Origin of the sequence: Actinokineospora pegani, from assembly GCF_009745975.1 — a bacterium.
Classification (GTDB): domain Bacteria; phylum Actinomycetota; class Actinomycetes; order Mycobacteriales; family Pseudonocardiaceae; genus Actinokineospora; species Actinokineospora pegani.
The window spans coordinates 1-21095 of sequence record NZ_WHOL01000103.1; the positions used below are offsets into that span (position 1 = coordinate 1).

The window sequence follows — 21095 nt, forward strand, 5'->3', positions numbered from 1 at the left end:
GTTCTCCGGGCAGGGTTCGCAGCGGATCGGCATGGGCCGGGAGTTGGCCGAGCGGTTCCCGGTGTTCGCCGAGGCGTTCGACGATGTGGTGTCGCGGTTCGACGGGCTGCGGGAGGCGCTGGGGTCCGACGCGATCTCGCGGACCGAGCACAGCCAGGCCGGGCTGTTCGCGTTCGAGGTCGCGTTGGTGCGGTTGTTGGAGTCGTGGGGTGTGCGCCCGGATGTGCTGATCGGGCATTCGATCGGCGAGCTGGCGGCCGCGCACGTGGCCGGGGTGTGGTCCCTCGCGGACGCGGTCAAGGTCGTGTCGGCTCGTGGTCGGTTGATGGGTGCCCTGCCGGAGGGTGGGGCGATGGTGTCGATCAAGGCCGCCGAGTCCGAGATCGAGTTGACCCCTGGTGTGAGCATCGCGGCGGTCAACGGCCCCGAGTCGGTGGTGGTCTCGGGTGTGGAGTCCGAGGTGTTGGCGATCGCCGCCGAGTTCGACAAGACCAAGCGGCTCAGTGTGTCGCACGCGTTCCATTCGCCGTTGATGGACCCGATGTTGGAGGAGTTCCGGGCGGTTGTGGAGTCGGTGGAGTTCCACGAGCCGTCGATCCCGTTGGTGGCGGGCAGGGTGACTGATCCGGGGTACTGGGTCGAGCACGTGCGGGGAACTGTGCGGTTCGCCGATGGTGTAGCGGAGCTGGGCGCGGTGCGGGCGGTGGAGATCGGGCCGGACGCGGTGCTGTCGTCGCTGGTCGACGGGTGCGTGCCCGCACTGCGCGGTGGGCGCGGCGAGGCCGAGACCGTGCTTTCCGCCCTGGGCAAGCTCATCGCGACCGGCGCGGACGCCGACCTGGCCCCGCTGTTCCCCGGCGCGCGCATCGTCGCGCTGCCCACCTACGCCTTCCAGCACAAGCGCTACTGGATCGAGAGCACCTTCCACACCACCGACCCCGTCGACGCGTGGCGCTACCGGGTCGACTGGGTCCCGGTCACCCCGAGCCCCCGCGACCCCGGCCACTGGCTCGTCGTCACCACCACCCCGGCCGACGACGTCCTGGCCGCGCTGACCCCCGCCCAGGTCACCGTCTGCGCCCCGGACGCCCTCGTCCCCGGCGACTACACCGGCGTCCTGTCGCTGCTCGCCGCCGACGAGACCCCGCTGCCCGGCCACCCCGACGTCCCCACCGGCCTCGACGCCACGGTGGCCCTCCTGCGCGACCTCGCCGGGATCGCCGCCCCGCTGTGGGTGCTGACCCGGGGCGCGGTCCCCGCCGACGGCCCGGTCACCCACCCCGTCCAGGCGGGCGTCTGGGGCCTGGGCCGCGTGGCCGCCCTCGAGCACCCCGACCGCTGGGGCGGGCTCGTCGACTGGACCGGCGGCGACCTGCTCGCCGCCCTGGGCGGCGACGAGGACCAGGTCGCTGTCAGCGAGTCCGGCGTCCGCGCCCGCAGGCTCGTCCACGCCCCGACCGCCCCCGGCGAGCCGTGGACCCCGTCCGGCACGGTCCTCATCACCGGCGGCACGGGCGCGCTGGGCGCCGAGGTCGCCCGCTGGGCCCGCGGCGCCGACAAGCTCGTGCTGACCAGCCGCCGCGGCCTCGACGCGCCCGGCGCGGCGGAATTGGCCGAGGAACTGGGCGCGCGGATCGTCCCCTGCGACGTGTCCGACCGGGACGCGCTGGCCGCGCTGATCGCCGAGCACCGGCCCAACGCCGTCGTGCACACCGCGGGTGTCGTCGCGGACGGTGTGCTGGAGGGGATGGACGCCGACGCGCTCGCCGCCGTCCTCGCGGCCAAGGCCACCGCCACCGCCCACCTCGACGAGCTGACCCGCGACCTGGACCTGGACGCCTTCGTGGTGTTCACCTCCTTCGCCGGGGTGCTCGGCGGGGTCGGGCAGGGCAACTACGCCGCCGCCAACGCCATCGCCGACGCCGTGGTGGACCGCCGCCGCGCCGCGGGCCTGCCCGCCACCGCCATCGCCTGGGGCGCCTGGGCGGGCGGTGGCATGGCCGAGGGCCTGGGCGCGCGGCTCGCCGACGCCGGGTTCGTCCCCATGGCCCCGTCGGTCGCCGTCACCGCGCTGGCCACCCCCGGCTCGCACGCCGTGGTCGACCTGGACTGGACCAGGTTCCTCGCCGCGTTCTCCGGCGGCGTCCCGACCCCGTTCCTGGCCGACCTGCCCGAGGCGCGCGACCTGGCCCCCGCCGAGCGGACCTGGCGCGACGACCTGGCCGCCGCCCCGGTCCAGCGCCGCCGCCGGATCGTCGACGACCTGGTGCGCGGCGCGGTCGCGGCCGTGCTCGGCCACGGTGAGGCTGACGGGGACGACGCGGTCGAGGCGGGCCGCCCGTTCAAGGAGCTGGGCTTCGACTCGCTGACCGCCGTGGAGCTGCGCGACCGGCTCGGTGCGGCCACCGGGCTGCCGCTGCCGGTCACCCTCGTCTACGACTACCCGACCCCCGCCGACCTGGCCGCCTGGCTGGTGGGCGAGGTCGCGGGGCAGGCGGGCGCCGAGGCCGCGCCGCGCGCGGGCGACGCCGACGCCCCGATCGCCGTCGTGGCCATGGCCTGCCGCTTCCCCGGCGGCGTCGCCGGCCCCGAGGACCTGTGGGCGCTGCTGAGCGCGGGCGGCGACGGCATCGGCGCCTTCCCCGACGACCGGGGCTGGGACCTGGCCGCCCTGCACGACCCCGACCGGGCCCGCGTCGGCACCAGCTACGTCCGCGAGGGCGGCTTCGTCGACGGCGCGGACCGGTTCGACGCCGAGCTGTTCGGCATCTCGCCGCGCGAGGCCGTCGCGATGGACCCGCAGCAGCGCCTGCTGCTGGAAGCCTGCTGGGAGGCCGTCGAGCGGGCGGGCATCGACGTCACCGGACTGCGCGGCAGCCAGACCGGCGTGTTCGCGGGCACCAACGGGCAGGACTACACCGCCCTGCTCCGCGAGGTCCCCGAGGGCCTGGAGGGCTACCTCGGCACCGGCACCACCGCCAGCGTCCTGTCCGGCCGCGTCGCCTACACCCTGGGCCTGGAGGGCCCGGCCGTCACCGTCGACACCGCGTGCTCGGCGTCGCTGGTGGCGATGCACTGGGCGGCGCAGGCGCTGCGGTCCGGTGAGTGCACGCTGGCGCTGGCGGGTGGGGTGACGGTCATGTCCTCGCCGACCGCGTTCATCGAGTTCTCCCGGCAGCGCGGCCTGGCCGCCGACGGCCGGTGCAAGGCCTTCTCCGACGACGCCGACGGCACCGGCTGGGGCGAGGGCGTCGGCGTGCTGCTGCTCGAACGCCTCTCCGACGCCCAGCGCAACGGGCACCCGGTCCTGGCCGTGCTGCGCGGGTCGGCGGTCAACCAGGACGGCGCGTCCAACGGGCTCACCGCCCCGAACGGGCCGTCGCAGCAGCGGGTCATCCGCGCCGCGCTGGCCGCCGCCGGGCTCGGCCCGTCCGATGTGGACGCCGTCGAGGCGCACGGCACCGGGACGTCGTTGGGCGACCCGATCGAGGCGCAGGCGCTGCTGGCCGCCTACGGGCAAGACCGGGACGAACCGTTGTACCTGGGCTCGGTGAAGTCCAACATCGGGCACACCCAGGCCGCCGCGGGTGTCGCTGGTGTGATGAAGATGGTGCTGGCCCTGCGGCACGGCGTGCTGCCGCAGACCCTGCACGTCGGCGAACCGTCCTCGCACGTCGACTGGTCCGCCGGGTCGGTGGAGCTGCTTGACGAGCCGCGCGACTGGCCTCCGGTGGACCGGCCGCGCCGGGCGGGCGTGTCGGCGTTCGGGATCTCCGGCACCAACGCGCACGTGATCCTGGAGCAGGCCCCGGAACCCGAGCCGGTCGACGCCCCCGCTGTCGACGTCCCCGCTGTCGACGCCGTGGTGCCGTGGGTGCTCTCCGGCAAGACCGAGGCCGCCGTGCGGGCCCAGGCGGCGCGGCTGCTGTCGCTCGCCCCGGATGTCCGACCGGTCGACGTCGGCTGGTCGCTGGCCACCGGGCGCGCGGGGTTGGAGCACCGGGCCGCCGTGGTCGCCGCCGACACCGCCGGGTTGCGCGCCGGGCTCGCCGCCCTGGCCGACGGATCGCCCGGGGTCGGCGTGGTGGCCGGGCGGGCCGTGGACGCGCGCACGGCGTTCGTGTTCTCCGGGCAGGGCTCGCAGTGGGCGGACATGGGTGCCGGGCTGCGGCGCTTCCCGGTCTTCGCCGCGGCCTTCGACGAGGTGCTGTCGCACTTCGACGCCGGCCTGCGGGAGCGGATCGGCACCGAGGACGTGCACCGGACCGAGGTCACCCAGCCCGCGCTGTTCGCCTTCCAGGTCGCGCTGGTGCGGTTGTTCGCGTCCTGGGGCGTGCGGCCCGAGGTGCTGATCGGGCACTCGATCGGCGAGTTGGCCGCCGCGCATGTCGCCGGGGTGTGGTCGCTGGCGGACGCGTGCGAGGTCGTCGCCGCTCGCGGTCGGTTGATGGGTGCCCTGCCGGAGGGTGGGGCGATGGTGTCGATCAAGGCCGCTGAGTCGGAGATCGAGCTGACGCCGGGCGTGGGGGTCGCTGCGGTGAACGGGCCTGAGTCGGTGGTGATCTCGGGTGTGGAGTCCGAGGTGCTGGCGATCGCGGCCAGGTTCGACAAGACCAAGCGGCTCACCGTGTCCCACGCGTTCCACTCGCCGTTGATGGACCCGATGCTGAACGACTTCCGGGCGGTGCTGGACGCCGTGGAGTTCCACGAGCCCTCGGTGCCGATCGTGGCGGGGCGGGTGACCGATCCGGAGTACTGGGTCGAGCACGTGCGCGGCACGGTCCGGTTCGCCGAGGGCGTCGCGGAGATGGGCGCGGTGCGCGCGGTGGAGATCGGGCCGGACGCGGTGCTGTCGTCGCTGGTCGACGGGTGCGTGCCGGTGCTGCGCCGGGGTCGCCCCGAGGCGGAGACCGCCGTCGCCGCGCTCGCCTCGCTGGTGGTGCGCGGCGGCACGGCCGACTGGGCCGCGGTGTTCCCCGGCGGGCGCCGGATCGACCTGCCCACCTACGCGTTCCAGCGGCAGAGCTTCTGGCTCGAGGTCACCCCCGCCCCGGCGGCCGGGGACAGCGGCCTCTGGGCCGCCCTCGACTCCGGGGCCCTCGCCGACGAACTGGCCGCCGACGCCGACCGCACTGCCGTCGACGCGGTCCTCCCGCTGCTCACCGGCTGGCGCCGCCGCCGCACCGAGCAGTCCGAAGTGGACTCTCTGGCCTACACCGTCGCCTGGAACGCCCTCACCGCGGGTGACAGCACCCTTGCCGGGACCTGGCTGGTCGTTGTCCCCGAGGGCGTCGACACCGAGGTCCCCGCCATCTTGGCGGCGGCGGGGGCCGACGTCGTCACGGCTGCCCCGGGCGCGCTGCCCGAGCTGGGCGACGTGGCGGGCGTGGTGTCGCTGTGCGCGCTCGACGAGTCGGGAGACGTCGTCCCGAAGGGGCTCGTCGACACCTGGGAACTGCTGCGGGCGGGCATCGCCGCGCCGGTGTGGGCGCTGACCCGGGGCGCGGTCGCCATCGGACCCGCCGACCGGCCCGACTCACCGCGCCAGGCCCTGGTCTGGGGCCTGGGCCGGGTCGCCGCGCTGGAGCACGGCGACCGCTGGGGCGGTCTGGTCGACCTGCCCGCCACCTGGGACGACCGGGCCCGCGCCCGGTTCACCGCCGTGCTCGGCGGGGGCGAGGACCAGGTGGCCGTCCGCGCCTCCGGCGTCTACGCCCGCCGCTTGGTCCGCACCACTGTCGGCGCGCGGACGTGGCGCCCGCGCGGCACCGTCCTGATCACCGGCGGCACCGGCGGCCTCGGCGCGAAGGTCGCCCGCTGGGCCAAGGACAACGGCGCCGACCGGCTCGTGCTCACCAGCCGCCGTGGTCTCGACAGCCCCGGCGCCGCCGACCTGGCCGCCGAGCTCGGGGCCGAGGTCGTGGCCTGCGACGCCGCCGACCGCGACGCGCTGGCCCGCGTCCTCGACGGCATCGACGACCTGCGGGCCGTCGTGCACGCGGCGGGCGTCGTCGCCGACGGCCCGATCGCCGACCTCACCGAGGCCGAGGTCGCCGCCCTGCTCGACGGCAAGGTGCGCGGCGCGGCCAACCTGGACGAGCTGACAGGCGAGCTGGACGCCTTCGTGGTGTTCTCCTCGATCGCCGGGGTGTGGGGCAGCGGCGGGCAGGCCGCCTACGCCGCGGCCAACGCCTACCTCGACGCGCTCGTGCTGGACCGGCGGGCCAGGGGCCTGGCCGGGACGGCGCTGGCCTGGGGGCCGTGGGCCGAGGGCGGCATGGCGCACGACGCGGCCGCCGAACACCTGCGCAAGCGCGGCCTGACCCTGCTGCGGCCCGAAGTGGCGCTGACCGCGCTGGGCCGGGCCGTGGGCGGCCAGGCCGCGGCGGTGACCGTCGCCGACGTCGACTGGTCGGCGTTCGCCCCCACCTTCACCCTGTCGCGGCCCAGCCCGCTGCTCGACGGTGTCCCCGAGGTCCGCGACGCGCTCGCCGAGCCGGTGGTCGGGACGGGCGCGCCCGACCGGTTCGCCGGGCTGGCCCGCGCCGACCGGGACGCCGCCGTGCTCGACCTGGTCCGCACCCAGGTCGCCACCGTCCTGGGCCACCCGGACACCGCCGCCGTCGAGCCCGGCCGGGCGTTCTCCGACCTGGGCTTCGACTCGCTGACCGCCGTGGAGCTGCGCAACGGCCTCGCCGCGGCCACCGGCCACCGGCTGCCCGCGACCCTGGTCTTCGACCACCCGACCCCCTCGGCGCTGGCCGCCGCGCTGGCCGCGGCCCTGTTCGGCGACGACGACCGGGACCCGGTGCTGGCCGAGCTGGACCGCCTGGAGGCCCTGCTCGCGGCCCCGGCCGACCCGCTGCGCGGGGAGGTCACCGCCCGCCTGCACACCCTGCTGGCGCGGTGGTCGTCGGCCGAGCCCGAGCCCGACCGGCCCGCCGTGGCCGAGCGGCTCAGCGCCTCCAGCGCCGCCGAACTGTTCGACTTCATCGACAACGAGCTGGGATGAGTGCCGCGATGGACGACCAGGACAAGCTCCTCGGCTACCTCAAGCGGGTCACCGCCGACCTGCACGAGGCCAAGCAGCGGCTGCGCGCCCACGAGTCCGCCACCCCGGAACCGGTCGCCATCGTCGGCATGGCCTGCCGGTTCCCCGGCGGCGTCGACTCCCCGGAGGCGTTGTGGGACCTGGTCGCCGACGGCCGCGACGGCGTGGTGGAGTTCCCGACCGACCGCGGCTGGGACACCGAGGGCCTCTACGACCCCGACCGCTCCCGGCCCGGCACCACCTACAGCAACCGGGGCGGGTTCCTCGCGGGCGCGGCCGAGTTCGACGCGGGCCTGTTCGGCATCTCCCCGCGCGAGGCGCTGGCGATGGACCCGCAGCAGCGGCTCATCCTGGAGACCTCGTGGGAGGCGTTGGAGCGCGCCGGGATCGACCCGCTGTCGCTGCGCGGCTCGGCCACCGGCGTGTTCGCGGGCACCACCGGGCAGGACTACGGGTCGCTGCTGACCGAGATCCCCGAGGGCCTGGAGGGCTACCTCGGCACCGGCACCACCGCCAGCGTGCTGTCCGGTCGCGTGTCCTACGTGCTCGGTCTGGAGGGCCCGGCGGTCACCGTCGACACCGCGTGCTCGTCGTCGCTGGTGGCGCTGCACTGGGCCGCGCAGGCGCTGCGGACCGGGGAGTGCGACCTGGTCCTGGCCGGTGGCGCGACGGTCATGTCCTCGCCGATGGCGTTCGTGGAGTTCTCCCGCCAGCGCGGCCTGGCCGCCGACGGCCGGTGCAAGTCCTTCGCCGACGCCGCCGACGGCACCGGGTGGGGCGAGGGCGCGGGCATGGTCCTGCTCGAACGCCTCTCCGACGCCCAGCGCAACGGGCGCACGATCCTGGCCGTGCTGCGCGGCTCGGCGGTCAACCAGGACGGCGCGTCCAACGGCCTCACCGCGCCGAACGGGCCATCGCAGCAGCGGGTGATCCGCGCGGCGCTGGCGGGCGCGCGGTTGTCGACGTCCGATGTGGACGCTGTGGAGGCGCACGGCACCGGGACCGTGCTGGGCGACCCGATCGAGGCCCAGGCGCTGCTGGCCACCTACGGGCAGAACCGGTCCCAGCCGCTGTGGCTGGGCTCGGTCAAGTCGAACATCGGGCACACCCAGGGCGCGGCGGGCGTCGCGGGGGTGATCAAGATGGTGCAGGCGATGCGGCACGGCGTGCTGCCCGCCACCCTGGGCGTCGACCGCCCGGCGGGCGAGGTCGACTGGTCCGCCGGGGCCGTCGAGCTGCTTACCCAGCGCCGGGACTGGCCATCGGTCGACCGGCCGCGCCGCGCGGGTGTGTCGTCGTTCGGCATCTCCGGCACCAACGCCCACGTCATCCTCGAACAGGCCCCCGCGCCCGAGGTCCAGGAGCCCACGCCGCTCGCGCACCCCGTGCCGTGGGTGCTGTCCGGCAAGACGCCCGAGGCGCTGCGCGAGCAGGCCGCCCGGCTGCTGGGCCTGGCCCCGACCGCGCTCGCGGACACGGGTCTCGCGCTGGCCACCACCCGGGCCGCGCTGGAGCACCGCGCCGCCGTCGTCGCCGACACCGCCGAGGGCTTCGCCGCCGGGCTGGCCGAGGTCGCCGAGGGGCGGGCGGCCACCGGCAAGGCCCGCTCCGGCAAGCTCGCCGCCGTCTTCTCCGGGCAGGGCTCGCAGCGGGCGGGCATGGGCGCCGAGTTGCGGCGGTTCTCGGTGTTCGCGGCGGCGTTCGATGAGGTGCTGTCGCACTTCGACGCGGATCTCCGCGAGCGGATCGGCACCGAGGAGGTGCACCGGACCGAGGTCGCGCAGCCCGCGCTGTTCGCGTTCCAGGTCGCGTTGACGCGGCTGCTCGCGTCGTGGGGTGTGGTGCCGGAGGTCGTGGTCGGGCACTCGATCGGCGAGTTGGCCGCCGCGCATGTCGCCGGTGTGTGGTCGCTCGAGGACGCGTGCAAGGTCGTTTCTGCTCGTGGTCGGTTGATGGGGGCCCTGCCCGAGGGCGGGGCGATGGTGTCGATCAAGGCCGCTGAGTCGGAGATCGAGCTGTCTCCTGGTGTGAGCGTCGCGGCGGTGAACGGTCCGGATTCGGTGGTGGTCTCGGGTGTGGAGTCCGAGGTGCTGGCGATCGCGGCGAAGTTCGAGAAGACCAAGCGGTTGAGCGTGTCGCACGCGTTCCACTCGCCGTTGATGGAGCCGATGCTGGCCGAGTTCCGGGCTGTCGTGGAATCGGTCGAGTTCCATGAGCCGTCGGTGCCGATCGTGGCTGGGCGGGTGACCGATCCCGAGTACTGGGTCGAGCACGTGCGCGGCACCGTCCGCTTCGCTGATGGCATCACCGCCCTGCGTGGACTGGGGGTCGGCCCGATCGTCGAGATCGGCCCCGACGCCGTCCTCACCCCGGCCGTCGAGGGCTGCGTTCCGTTGCAGCGCAGGGACACCGACGAGACGACCGCGTTCGTCACCGGCGTCGGCAAGCTGTTCACCCTCGGCGCGCGCCCCGACTGGTCCGCCGTCTTCCCCGGCGCGCACTGGGTCGACCTGCCCACCTACGCCTTCCAGCGCCAGCGGTTCTGGCTCGACCCCACCCCGTCCGCCCCGCTGGCCACCTCCACACTGGACGGTGAGTTCTGGCGGGCCGTCGAGCGCGGCGACCTGTCCGGCCTGGGCCTGGACACCGACGCCGTCACCCCCGCGCTGCCCGCGCTCGCCGACTGGCGCCGCCGCCAGGACGAGCGCGCCCGGCTGGACTCGTGGCGCCACCGCGTCCGCTGGACCCCGCTGACCCCGCCGCGGGCCCGTCCCGGCCGCTGGCTGCTGCTCGCCGCCGACGACACCCCGACCGCGCTGGCTGTCGCCGAAGCGTTGCCCGACCACGTGCTGGTCCACGACTTGGATCTGGCGGATGTCGGCGCGGTCGACGGCGTGGTCGCGGTGCTGCCGGACCCGGGCGCCGTCGTCGCCGCCCTCCAAGCGCTGGGCGCGGCGGGGATCGACGCCCCGCTGTGGTGCGTCACCCGGGGGGCGGTCTCCACCGGGCCCGCCGACCCGCTGACCGACCCCGACCAGGCGCTGGTCTGGGGCCTGGGCCGGGTCGCCGCGTTGGAGCACTCCGCCCGCTGGGGCGGCCTCATCGACGTCCCGGCGACCTGGGACGACCGGACCCGCGACCGCTTCCGCCGCGCCCTCGCCGCGCCCGCGGGGGAGGACCAGCTCGCCCTGCGCGCGTCCGGCGTCCTCGGCCGCAGGCTCGTGCCCGCCCCCCAGCCCGAGCCGGTCCGCGACTGGACCCCGGACGGGACCGTGCTGATCACCGGCGGGACCGGTGGGCTCGGCGCCCGGGTCGCCCGCTGGTGCGCTGACCGGGGCGCGCGGCGGCTCGTGCTCACCAGCCGTCGCGGGCTCGACGCCCCCGGCGCCGCCGACCTCGTCGCCGACCTGCGCGGGCGCGGCGCGGACGTCGAGGTCGTCGCGGGCGAGGTGACCGACATCGGCTCGCTCGTGGCCCGGCTCGACGACTTGCGCGCGGTCGTGCACACCGCCGGGACCGCGGGCTACGGCGAGATCGCCTGCCTCGACCCGGCCACCCTCGCCGACTCCTGGCGGGCCAAGGTCGACGGCGCCCGCGCCCTCGACACCGCCCTGGGCGACCGGGAGCTGGACGCCTTCGTGGTGTTCTCCTCGATCGCCGGGGTGTGGGGCAGCGGCGGGCAGGCCGCCTACGCCGCCGCCAACGCCTACCTCGACGCGCTCGTGCTGCACCGCCGCGCCCGCGGCCTGGCCGGGACGGCGATCGCCTGGGGCCCGTGGGCCGGGGGCGGCATGGTCGACGCCGAGACCGAGCGGCACCTGGGCCGCCGGGGCCTGGCCGCGCTGCCGCCCGCGCCCGCCATCGCCGCCCTCGCCGCCGCGCTCGACGCCGACGAGGACTGCGTCACCGTCGCCGACGTCGACTGGTCCCGCTTCGTCCCCGCCTTCACCGCCCTGCGTCCCTCCGCACTCCTCGACGGCCTGGCCCCCGCCAAGGCGGTCGAGGCCCCGGCCCCGACCGCCTCCGCCGACGACGTGCTCGACGTCGTCCGGGCGCACGTCGCCGCCGTGCTCGGCCACGCCGACCCGGCCGCCATCGCCGACGACGCCGCGTTCGCCGACCTGGGCTTCGACTCGCTGACCGCCGTCGACCTGCGCGACCGGCTCGTCACCGCGACCGGCGTCGCCCTGCCCGCCACCGCCGTCTTCGACCACCCCACCCCCACCGCCCTGGCCCGGCACCTCGCGGGCGACCTCGCCCCCGCGCCCGTGGCCGTCGCCGCGCCCGTCGAGGACGACCCGGTGGTCGTCGTCGGCATGGCCTGCCGCTACCCGGGCGGCGCGGCCTCGCCCGCCGCGCTGTGGGACCTGGTGGCCGCCGGTGGCCACGGCATCGGCCCGTTCCCCGACGACCGGGGCTGGGACGCGCGGGGCCTGGGCGGCTTCCTGCGCGACGCGGGCGAGTTCGACGCCGCGCACTTCGGGATCAACCCGCGCGAGGCGCTGGCGATGGACCCGCAGCAGCGGTTGCTGCTGGAAACCTCCTGGGAGCTGCTGGAGAACGCGGGCATCGACCCGACCTCGCTGCACGGCACCGAGACCGGCGTGTTCACCGGCGCGGGCTCGTCGGGCTACGCCACCTCGCTCAGCGAGATCCCCGACGGCGTCGCCGGGTACCTGCTGACCGGCGGCAACGGCAGCGTCCTGTCCGGGCGCGTGGCCTACTCGCTGGGCCTGGAGGGCCCGGCGGTCACCGTCGACACCGCGTGCTCGTCCTCGCTGGTGGCCGTGCACTGGGCCGCCCGGTCGCTGCGCTCGGGCGAGTCGTCGCTGGCGATCGCGGGCGGGGTGACCGTCATGGCCTCGCCCATCGGGTTCGCCGAGTTCGAGGCCCAGGGCGGCTTGGCCGCCGACGGCCGGTGCAAGTCCTTCGCCGACGACGCCGACGGCACCGGCTGGTCCGAGGGCGTCGGCCTGGTGCTGCTGGAACGCCAGTCCGACGCCGTGCGCAACGGGCACGAGATCCTGGCCGTGCTGCGCGGGAGCGCGGTCAACTCCGATGGCGCGTCGAACGGGCTCACCGCCCCCAACGGGCCCTCGCAGCAGCGGGTGATCCGCGCGGCGCTGGCCTCGGCGGGACTGGTGGCGTCCGATGTGGATGCTGTGGAGGCGCATGGCACCGGGACGGTGCTGGGCGACCCGATCGAGGCGCAGGCGCTGCTGGCGACCTATGGCCAAGACCGGTCTGAGCCGCTGTGGTTGGGGTCGGTGAAGTCCAACATCGGGCACACCCAGGCCGCCGCGGGCGTCGCCGGGATGATCAAGATGGTTGAGGCGATGCGGCGCGGTGTGCTGCCCGCGACCCTCGGGGCCAGCGCCCCGACATCGAAGGTCGACTGGTCGGCCGGGTCGGTGGAGCTGCTGACCGAGACGCGCGAGTGGCCGTCGGTGGACCGGCCGCGCCGGGCCGGGGTGTCGTCGTTCGGCATCTCCGGGACCAACGCGCACGTGATCCTGGAAGGTGTCGCGGCCGAGCCCGCGCCCACCGGGGTCGACGGGCCCGCGCCGTGGGTGCTGTCCGGCCGGACGCCGCAGGCCGTTCGGGAACAGGCCGCTTCGCTGATCGGCCTGGACGCGCCCGCGCCCGCGGTGGCGTGGACGCTGGCGACCGGGCGGGCCGCGTTGGCGCACCGGGCTGTCGCCTTGTCGCCGGGCGCGCTGGCTGACCTGGCGAACGGGGTCGCCGCGCCGGTGGCCGCGGTCAAGGGCAAGACGGCGTTCGTGTTCTCCGGGCAGGGCGCGCAGCGGGTCGGCATGGGCGCTGGCCTCTACGCGCGGTTCCCGGTCTTCGCCGACGCCTACGACGAGGTCTGCGCGCACTTCGACGCGCTGCTGGACCAGCCGCTGCGCGAGGTGGTCACCTCGGGCGAGGGCCTGGACCGGACGGTGTTCACCCAGGCCGCGCTGTTCGCGGTCGAGGTCGCGTTGGTGCGGCTGTTCGAGTCGTGGGGTGTGCGGCCGGACGTGCTGATCGGGCACTCGATCGGCGAGTTGGTCGCCGCGCACGTCGCGGGCGTGTGGTCGCTTGAGGACGCGGTCACGGTCGTCGCGGCCCGGGGCCGGCTCATGGACGCGTTGCCCGGGGGTGGCGCGATGGTGTCGATCAAGGCCGCTGAGTCCGAGGTCGCGTTGACCCCCGGGGTGAGCGTCGCTGCGGTGAACGGCCCTGAGTCGGTGGTGATCTCGGGTGTGGAGTCCGAGGTGCTGGCGATCGCGGCCAGGTTCGACAAGACCAAGCGGCTCAGCGTTTCCCACGCGTTCCACTCGGGCCTGATGGACCCGATGCTGGGCGAGTTCCGGGCGGTGCTGGACACCGTCGAGTTCCATGAGCCGTCGCTGCCGATCATGGCGAACGGGGCGGGCTCGCTGACCGACCCGGGGTACTGGGTCGAGCACGTGCGGGGGACCGTTCGGTTCGCTGACGGCGTCGCTGCCCTGGGCGCGGTGCGGGCCGTGGAGATCGGGCCGGACTCGGTGCTGTCGTCACTGGTCGACGGGTGTGTGCCCGCGCTCCGGGATGGCCGCGACGACGTCACCACCGCCTACACCGCGCTCGGCCACCTGTTCGCCACGGGCGCGCGGGTCGACTGGGCGGCCGCCCTCGACGGCATGGCCGGACGGGTCGCGCTGCCGACCTACCCCTTCCAGCGCAAGCACTTCTGGCTCAGCTCGACACCCCCGCCCACCACGGCCGCGCGCTACCGGGTCGACTGGGAACGCCTGCGCCTGCCCGCGTCCGAGCTGACCGGGACCTGGCGCGTGGTGGGTGACCCGGAGGTCGAGGCCGCGCTCATCGCCGCCGGGGTCACGCTCGCCGAGGACGCCGACAACGTTGTCGCCGCTGTGGAATCCGCTGCCGAGGCGGCTGGGCTGCTGCGCGGGACCGATGCCCGCCTGTGGTGCGTGACGCGCGGCGCGGTCGCCGTGGGGGCTGAGCCGCTGCCCGCTCCCGAGCAGGCGACGGTGTGGGGCTTCGGCCGCGTCGCCGCGCTGGAGCACCCGGGCCAGTGGGGCGGTCTGGTCGACATCGCGCCCGGCGGGGAGGACCGGCTCGCCGCCGTGCTCGCCCACGGCGTGCAGGACCAGGTCGCCATCCGGGCCGACGGGGTGTTCGGGCGCAGGCTCGTCGACGCGCCGCAGCGGACGGGGACGCCGTGGACGCCGCGCGGGGCCGTGCTGATCACCGGCGGCACCGGGGCGCTGGGCGCCGCCGTCGCCCGCTGGGCCCTGGCCGCGGGTGCTGAGCACGTTGTGCTGACCAGCAGGCGCGGCCGGGCCGACGACCTGGCCGAGGAGTTCGGCGCGCGGGCCACCATCGCCGCCTGCGACGTCACCGACCGCGACGCCCTCGCCGCGCTGCTCGCCGAGCACCCGGTGACCGCCGTCGTGCACGCGGCCGGGGTCGCGCCGTTCGGCGAGATCGCCACGCTGACCGCCGACGACTTCGCCGCCGGGATGGCCGCCAAGGTCACCGGAGCGGCGAACCTGCACGAGCTGGCGGGCGACCTGGACGCCTTCGTGCTGTTCTCCTCCATCGCCGGGGTCTGGGGCAGCGGCGGCCAGGCCGTCTACGCCGCCGCCAACGCCTACCTCGACGCCCTGGCCCAGCACCGCCGCGCACTCGGCCTGCCCGCCACCGCCGTGTCCTGGGGGCCGTGGGCCGGGGGAGGCATGGTCGACGCCGAGACCGGGGCGCACCTGGCCCGGCGCGGCCTCACCCCGCTGCCGCCCGCCACGGCGCTGGCCGCTCTGCGCACCGCCGTCGACGGCGGCGACACCGCCGTGACCGTGGCCGATGTCGCCTGGGACACCTTCACCCCCGCCTTCACCGCCTCCCGGCCCAGCCCGCTGCTGGCCGCCTTCCAGCCCGCGGAGGTCGAGGTCGCCCGGACCGGCCTCGCCGCCGCGCTGGCGGGCCGGTCCGAGACCGAACAGGCCAGGACGCTGCTGGACCTGGTGCGCGGCCGCGTCGCCGCCGTCCTGGGCCACGAGGATGTCGCCGAGGTCGGCGCGGGCACCGCGTTCAAGGACCTGGGCTTCGACTCGCTGACCGCCGTGGAGTTGCGCGACGCACTGACCGGGGCGACCGGGTTGCGGCTGCCCGCGACCCTGGTGTTCGACCACCCCACCCCCGCCGAACTGGCCACCGAGCTGCGGGCCCTGCTCCTCGGGGCTGAGACCGTCGTCGAGGCCGCCGCGACCGTCGCCGTGGACGATGACCCGATCGTGCTGGTGGGCATGGCGTGCAGGCTGCCCGGCGGGGTCGACTCGCCGGAGGACCTGTGGCGGCTGGTCGCCGACGAGGTCGACGGGGTCGGCCAGTTCCCCGACGACCGGGGCTGGGCGGGCGCGGACGGCGGCTACCTGCGCGAGGGCGGCTTCCTCGCCGACGCGTCCCGCTTCGACGCCGAGCTGTTCGGCATCAACCCGCGCGAGGCGCTGGCCATGGACCCGCAGCAGCGGCTCCTGCTGGAGACCTCCTGGGAACTGCTGGAGCGCTCCGGCATCGACCCCACCTCGCTGCGCGGCACCCGCACCGGCGTGTTCACCGGCGCCAGCGCGTCGGGCTACGGCACCGGCCTGACCGAGGTGCCGCCCGAGATCGCCGGGTACCTGCTCACCGGCAGCACCGGCAGCGTCATGTCCGGCCGGGTCGCCTACGCGCTCGGCCTGGAGGGGCCCGCCGTCACCCTGGACACCGCGTGCTCGTCGTCCCTGGTCGCGCTGCACCTGGCGGCGCAGGCGCTGCGGACGGGGGAGTGCGCGCTGGCCCTCGCCGGTGGTGTGACCGTCATGTCGACGCCGATCGGGTTCGCCGAGTTCGACGCCCAGGGCGGCCTGGCCGCCGACGGCCGCTGCAAGTCCTTCGCCGAGGGGTCGGATGGGACCGGGTGGTCTGAGGGTGTCGGCATGGTGCTGTTGGAGCGCCAGTCGGACGCTGTGCGCAATGGGCACGAGATCTTGGCTGTGCTGCGCGGAAGCGCGGTGAACCAGGATGGTGCGTCGAACGGCCTGACCGCGCCGAACGGGCCGTCGCAGCAGCGGGTGATCCGGGCCGCGCTGGCGTCCGCCGGGCTTGTTTCGTCCGATGTGGACGTTGTGGAGGCGCACGGGACCGGGACCGCGCTGGGCGACCCGATCGAGGCGCAGGCCGTGCTGGCCACCTACGGGCAGGACCGGGACACGCCGCTGCTGCTCGGGTCGCTCAAGTCCAACATCGGCCACACCCAGGCCGCCTCCGGGCTCGCCGGGGTGATCAAGGTGGTGCAGGCCATGCGGCACGGGCGGGCGCCCCGCTCGCTGCACCTGACCGAGCCGTCGACGAAGGTCGACTGGTCCGCTGGGGCCGTGTCGCTGCTGTCGGAGGCGCGGGACTGGCCCGAGGTGGACCGGCCGCGCCGGGCCGGGGTGTCGTCGTTCGGCATCTCCGGCACCAACGCCCACGTCATCATCGAGGGCGTCGCCCCGGAGCCGGTGCCGGCCGTGGAGCGCGACGTGCTGGTGCCGTGGGTGCTCTCGGGCAAGTCCGAGGCCGCGCTGCGGGCCCAGGCGGCTCGACTGGCCGCCCTGCCCGCCGGGGACACCGCCGATGTGGCGTGGTCGCTGGCCACCACCCGGGCCCGGTTGGAGCACCGGGCCGCTGTCGTCGGCTCGGACTGGGACTCGCTGCGGGCCGGGCTCACCGCGATCGCCGAGGGGCGGACCGCCACCACGCGGGCGACGGACGGGCTCACCGCGTTCGTGTTCTCCGGCCAGGGCTCGCAGCGCGTCGGCATGGGCGCCGGGCTCGCCGCGCGGTTCCCGGTGTTCGCCGCCGCGTTCGACGAGGTGTGCGGGCACTTCGACCTGCCGGTGCGCGAGTCGATCACCTCCGGGGACCTCGACAGCACGGAGATCACCCAGGCGGCGCTGTTCGCGGTCGAGGTGGCGCTGGCGCGGCTGTTCGAGTCCTGGGGCGTGCGGCCGGACGTGCTGCTGGGCCACTCGATCGGCGAGCTGGTCGCCGCGCACGTGGCCGGGGTGTGGTCGCTGGCCGACGCGTGCCGGGTCGTCGAGGCGCGCGGCCGGTTGATGGCCGCCCTGCCCGCGGGCGGCGCGATGGTCGCCGTCCGGGCCGCCGAGGTGGACGTGCTGCCGTTGCCCGAGGGGGTCGATCTCGCCGCTGTCAACGCGCCGGACGCCGTTGTGCTCTCCGGCGACGAGACGGCGGTACTCGCTGCCGCCGCGCGGTTCGGCAAGGCCAAGCGGCTCACCGTGTCCCACGCGTTCCACTCGGCGCTGATGGACCCGATGCTGGAGGGTTTCAGGGCCGTCTTGGACGCGGTCACCTTCCACCAGCCGACGGTCCCGGTCGTCTCCAACGTCACCGGGCAGGTCGCCGACCGGCTCACCGACCCGGCCTACTGGGTCGAGCACGTCCGCGCCACCGTCCGCTTCGACGACGCGACCACCACCGCCCGCGCCCTGGGCGCCACCCGCTTCCTCGAGGTCGGCCCCACCGCGACCCTCACCCCGCTCATCGACGCGTGCGCCCCAGCGCTGCGCAAGGACCGCGACGAGCCCACCACCGCCCTCACCGCCCTGGCCGCGCTCGCCAGCCAGGGGGCGGTGCCGGACTGGGCGGCGCTGCTGCCCGGGGCGCGGCGCGTCGACCTGCCCACCTACCCGTTCCAGCGGCAGCGCTTCTGGCTCACCGCCACGCCCGCCACCGGGGGCGAGGACTCGGCGTTCTGGGCCGCGGTCGAGCGCGGCGACCTCGGTGCGCTCGGTCTCGACCTGCCCGACGCCGCCCGCACCGCCCTGGCCGACTGGCGATCGCGCCGCACCACCCAGTCCACCATCGACACCTGGCGCTACCAGGTCCGCTGGGCCCCGGTCACGACCGGGGCGGCCCCGTCCGGCCGCTGGGCCGTGCTGGGCGGCGGCGACCTCGCGGAGCAGTGCGCGCAGGCGCTCGCCGAGGCCGGGATCGACGTCGTCCCCCAGGTCGAGGCGGACAACGTCCTGCTGACCGACAGCTCACTCGGCTCGATCATCACGACGCTGCGCGACGCGACCGCGCCCGTGTGGTGCGTGACCCGGGGCGCGGTCTCCATCGGCGCCGCCGACCCGGTCACCGACCCCGCCCAGGCCCAGGCCTGGGGCCTGGGCCGCGTCGCCGCCCTGGAGCACACCGCGCTGTGGGGCGGCCTCGTCGACGCCCCCGCCACCTGGGACACCCGCACCCGGGCCCGGTTCGCCCAGGCCCTCGCGTGCGGTGAGGACCAGGTCGCCGTCCGGCCCTCCGGGGTCTTCGGACGGCGGCTCAACCGGGCCGCGTCCGCCACCGGCGAGTTCCGCACCCGCGGGGCCGCGCTGGTCACGGGCGGGACCGGCGGGCTCGGCGCCCGCGTCGCCCGGTGGCTGGCCGAGCACGGCGCCGAGCGGATCATCCTCACCAGCCGCCGGGGCCTCGACGCACCCGGCGCCGCCGACCTCGCCGCCGAGCTGGGCGCCGACGTCGTGGCCTGCGACGTGTCCGACGCGCGGGCGGTGCGGGACCTGGTCGACGGGATCGACGACCTGCGGGTCGTCGTGCACGCGGCCGGGGTCGCCGTGGACGCCGCGCTGGCCGACCTCGACCCGGGCCGCACCGGCGACGCGCTGGCCGCCAAGGTCGGCGGCGCGGCCAACCTCGACGCCGCGCTGGGCGAGCGGGACCTGGACGCGTTCGTGCTGTTCTCGTCCATCTCCGGCACCTGGGGCAGCGGCCACCAGGGCCTGTACTCGGCGGGCAACGCCTTCCTCGACGGGCTCGCCCTGCACCGGCGCGGTCGCGGCCTGGCCGCCACCGCGCTGGCCTGGGGGCCGTGGGCGGGCGGCGGCATGGTCGGCGAGCGCACCGCCGCCGACCTGGCCCGCCGCGGCCTGACCCCGCTGGACCCCGCCCTGGCACTGGCCGCGCTCGGCGCGGCGCTGGCCGCCGGGGAGACGGCGGTGACCGTCGCCGACGTCGACTGGGCCAAGTTCGCGCCCGCCTTCACCGCCGCCCGGCCCAGTCCGCTGCTGGACGGGGTCGACGAGGTGCGGCGCGTGCTCGCCGAGGAGGTCGCCGTCAGCGGCGCCGCCGACGCGTGGGCCGCCCGGTTCACCACCGCCACCGAGCGCCGCGACGGCGCCCTGGCGCTGGTCCGGGAGCAAGCCGCGCTCGTCCTCGGCCGCGCCGACGCGACGGCCGTCGAGCCGGACCGGGCGTTCAAGGACCTCGGCTTCGACTCGCTGACCGCCGTGGAGCTGCGCAACGCGCTGGCCACCGCGACCGGCGCCAAGCTGCCCGCCACCGCCGTGTTCGACTTCCCCACCCCGGCGGCCCTGGCCGACGAGCTGCGCACGCGGGTGTTCGGGGCGGACACGGGGGCCGAGAACCCCGAGCACCGGCGCGTGCGCGACCTGCTCGCCACCATCCCGCTGGACCGGCTGCGCGACGCCGGGCTGCTGTCCACCCTGCTCGACCTCGCCGGGTCCGAGACGCCCGCCGATCCCGCCCCTGCCTCGCCTGACAGCGACGAGGGCTCCATCGACCTGATGGACGCCGACGCGCTGCTGGACCTGGCGCTGGGCGCCGACCGGACCTGACCGAACGGGAGTTCGCCATGACCGCCCCTGCCGACAAGTTCGTCGAGGCCCTGCGCAAGCAGCTCAAGGAGAACGAGCGGCTGCGCGAGCAGAACCGCAGGCTGACCGAGGCCGCCGCCGAGCCGGTCGCCGTCGTCGCCATGGCCTGCCGGTTCCCCGGCGGCGTGGCCTCGCCGGAGGACCTGTGGCGGCTGGTCGTCGACGGCGGCGACGGGGTGGTGGACTTCCCCGACGACCGGGGCTGGGACCTCGACGCCCTCTACGACCCGGAGAAGGGCCGCGCGGGCACCAGCTACGTCGCCGCGGGCGGCTTCCTCGACGGGGCGGGCGGGTTCGACGCCGCCCTGTTCGGCATCTCCCCGCGCGAGGCGCTGGCGATGGACCCGCAGCAGCGGCTCCTGCTGGAGACCTCGTGGGAGCTGCTGGAGCGGGCGGGCATCGACCCGCTGTCGCTGCGCGGCTCCCGCACGGGCGTGTTCGCCGGCACCAACGGACAGGACTACACCGCGCTGCTGCGCGAGATCCCCGAGGAGGTCGCCGGGTACCTGGGCACGGGCAACACCGCCTCGGTCATGTCCGGGCGCATCTCCTACTCGCTGGGCTTCGAGGGCCCGGCGGTCACCGTCGACACGGCGTGCTCGTCGTCGCTGGTCGCCCTGCACCTGGCCGCGCAGGCGCTGCGCGCCGGGGAGTGCGACCTAGCGCTGGCAGGCGGCGTCACGGTCATGTCGACGCCGGGCGCGTTCGTCGAGTTCGCCCGCCAGCAGGGGCTGGCCGCCGATGGCCGGTGCAAGTCGTTCGCCGAGGCCGCCGATGGCACGGGCTGGGGCGAGGGCGTCGGCATGCTGCTGTTGGAGAAGCTCTCCGACGCCCGCCGCAACGGCCGCGAGGTCCTTGCCGTGCTGCGCGGGTCCGCGATCAACCAGGACGGCGCGTCCAACGGCCTCACCGCGCCGAACGGGCCGTCGCAGCAGCGGGTCATCCGCGCCGCGCTCGCCAACGCCCGCCTGTCGGCCGCCGACGTGGACGCCGTCGAGGCCCACGGCACCGGCACCACGCTGGGCGACCCGATCGAGGCGCAAGCCCTGCTGGCGACCTATGGGCAGGACCGCGGGACGCCGCTGTGGCTGGGGTCGGTGAAGTCGAACATCGGGCACACCCAGGCCGCCGCGGGCGTCGCCGGGGTGATCAAGATGGTGCAGGCGCTGCGGCACGGGGTGCTGCCCCGCACCCTGCACGTCGACCAGCCCTCTTCCACTGTGGACTGGACGGAGGGCGCGGTCTCGCTGCTGACCGAGCAGCGCGCGTGGCCATCGGTCGACCGGCCGCGCCGCGCGGGTGTGTCGTCGTTCGGCATCTCCGGCACCAAC

General features: G+C 75.9%; 3 protein-coding genes. All 3 read left to right on the plus strand.

Features of this window, described 5'->3' with window-relative positions; all coding sequences use genetic code 11:
- Positions 1 to 7012 (plus strand): type I polyketide synthase (locus GCL84_RS19725; RefSeq protein ID WP_268891368.1); only part of this gene is annotated, 7012 nt, incomplete at its 5' end.
- Between the two features lie 8 nt (positions 7013 to 7020).
- On the plus strand, positions 7021 to 19725 hold the full coding sequence (locus GCL84_RS19730; protein WP_456236903.1) for a type I polyketide synthase: 12705 nt from the start codon (positions 7021 to 7023) through the stop codon (positions 19723 to 19725).
- Positions 19722 to 21095: type I polyketide synthase (locus GCL84_RS19735; RefSeq protein WP_456236904.1), on the plus strand; the 1374-nt coding region annotated here is incomplete at its 3' end. The genes GCL84_RS19730 and GCL84_RS19735, both read left to right, overlap by 4 nt.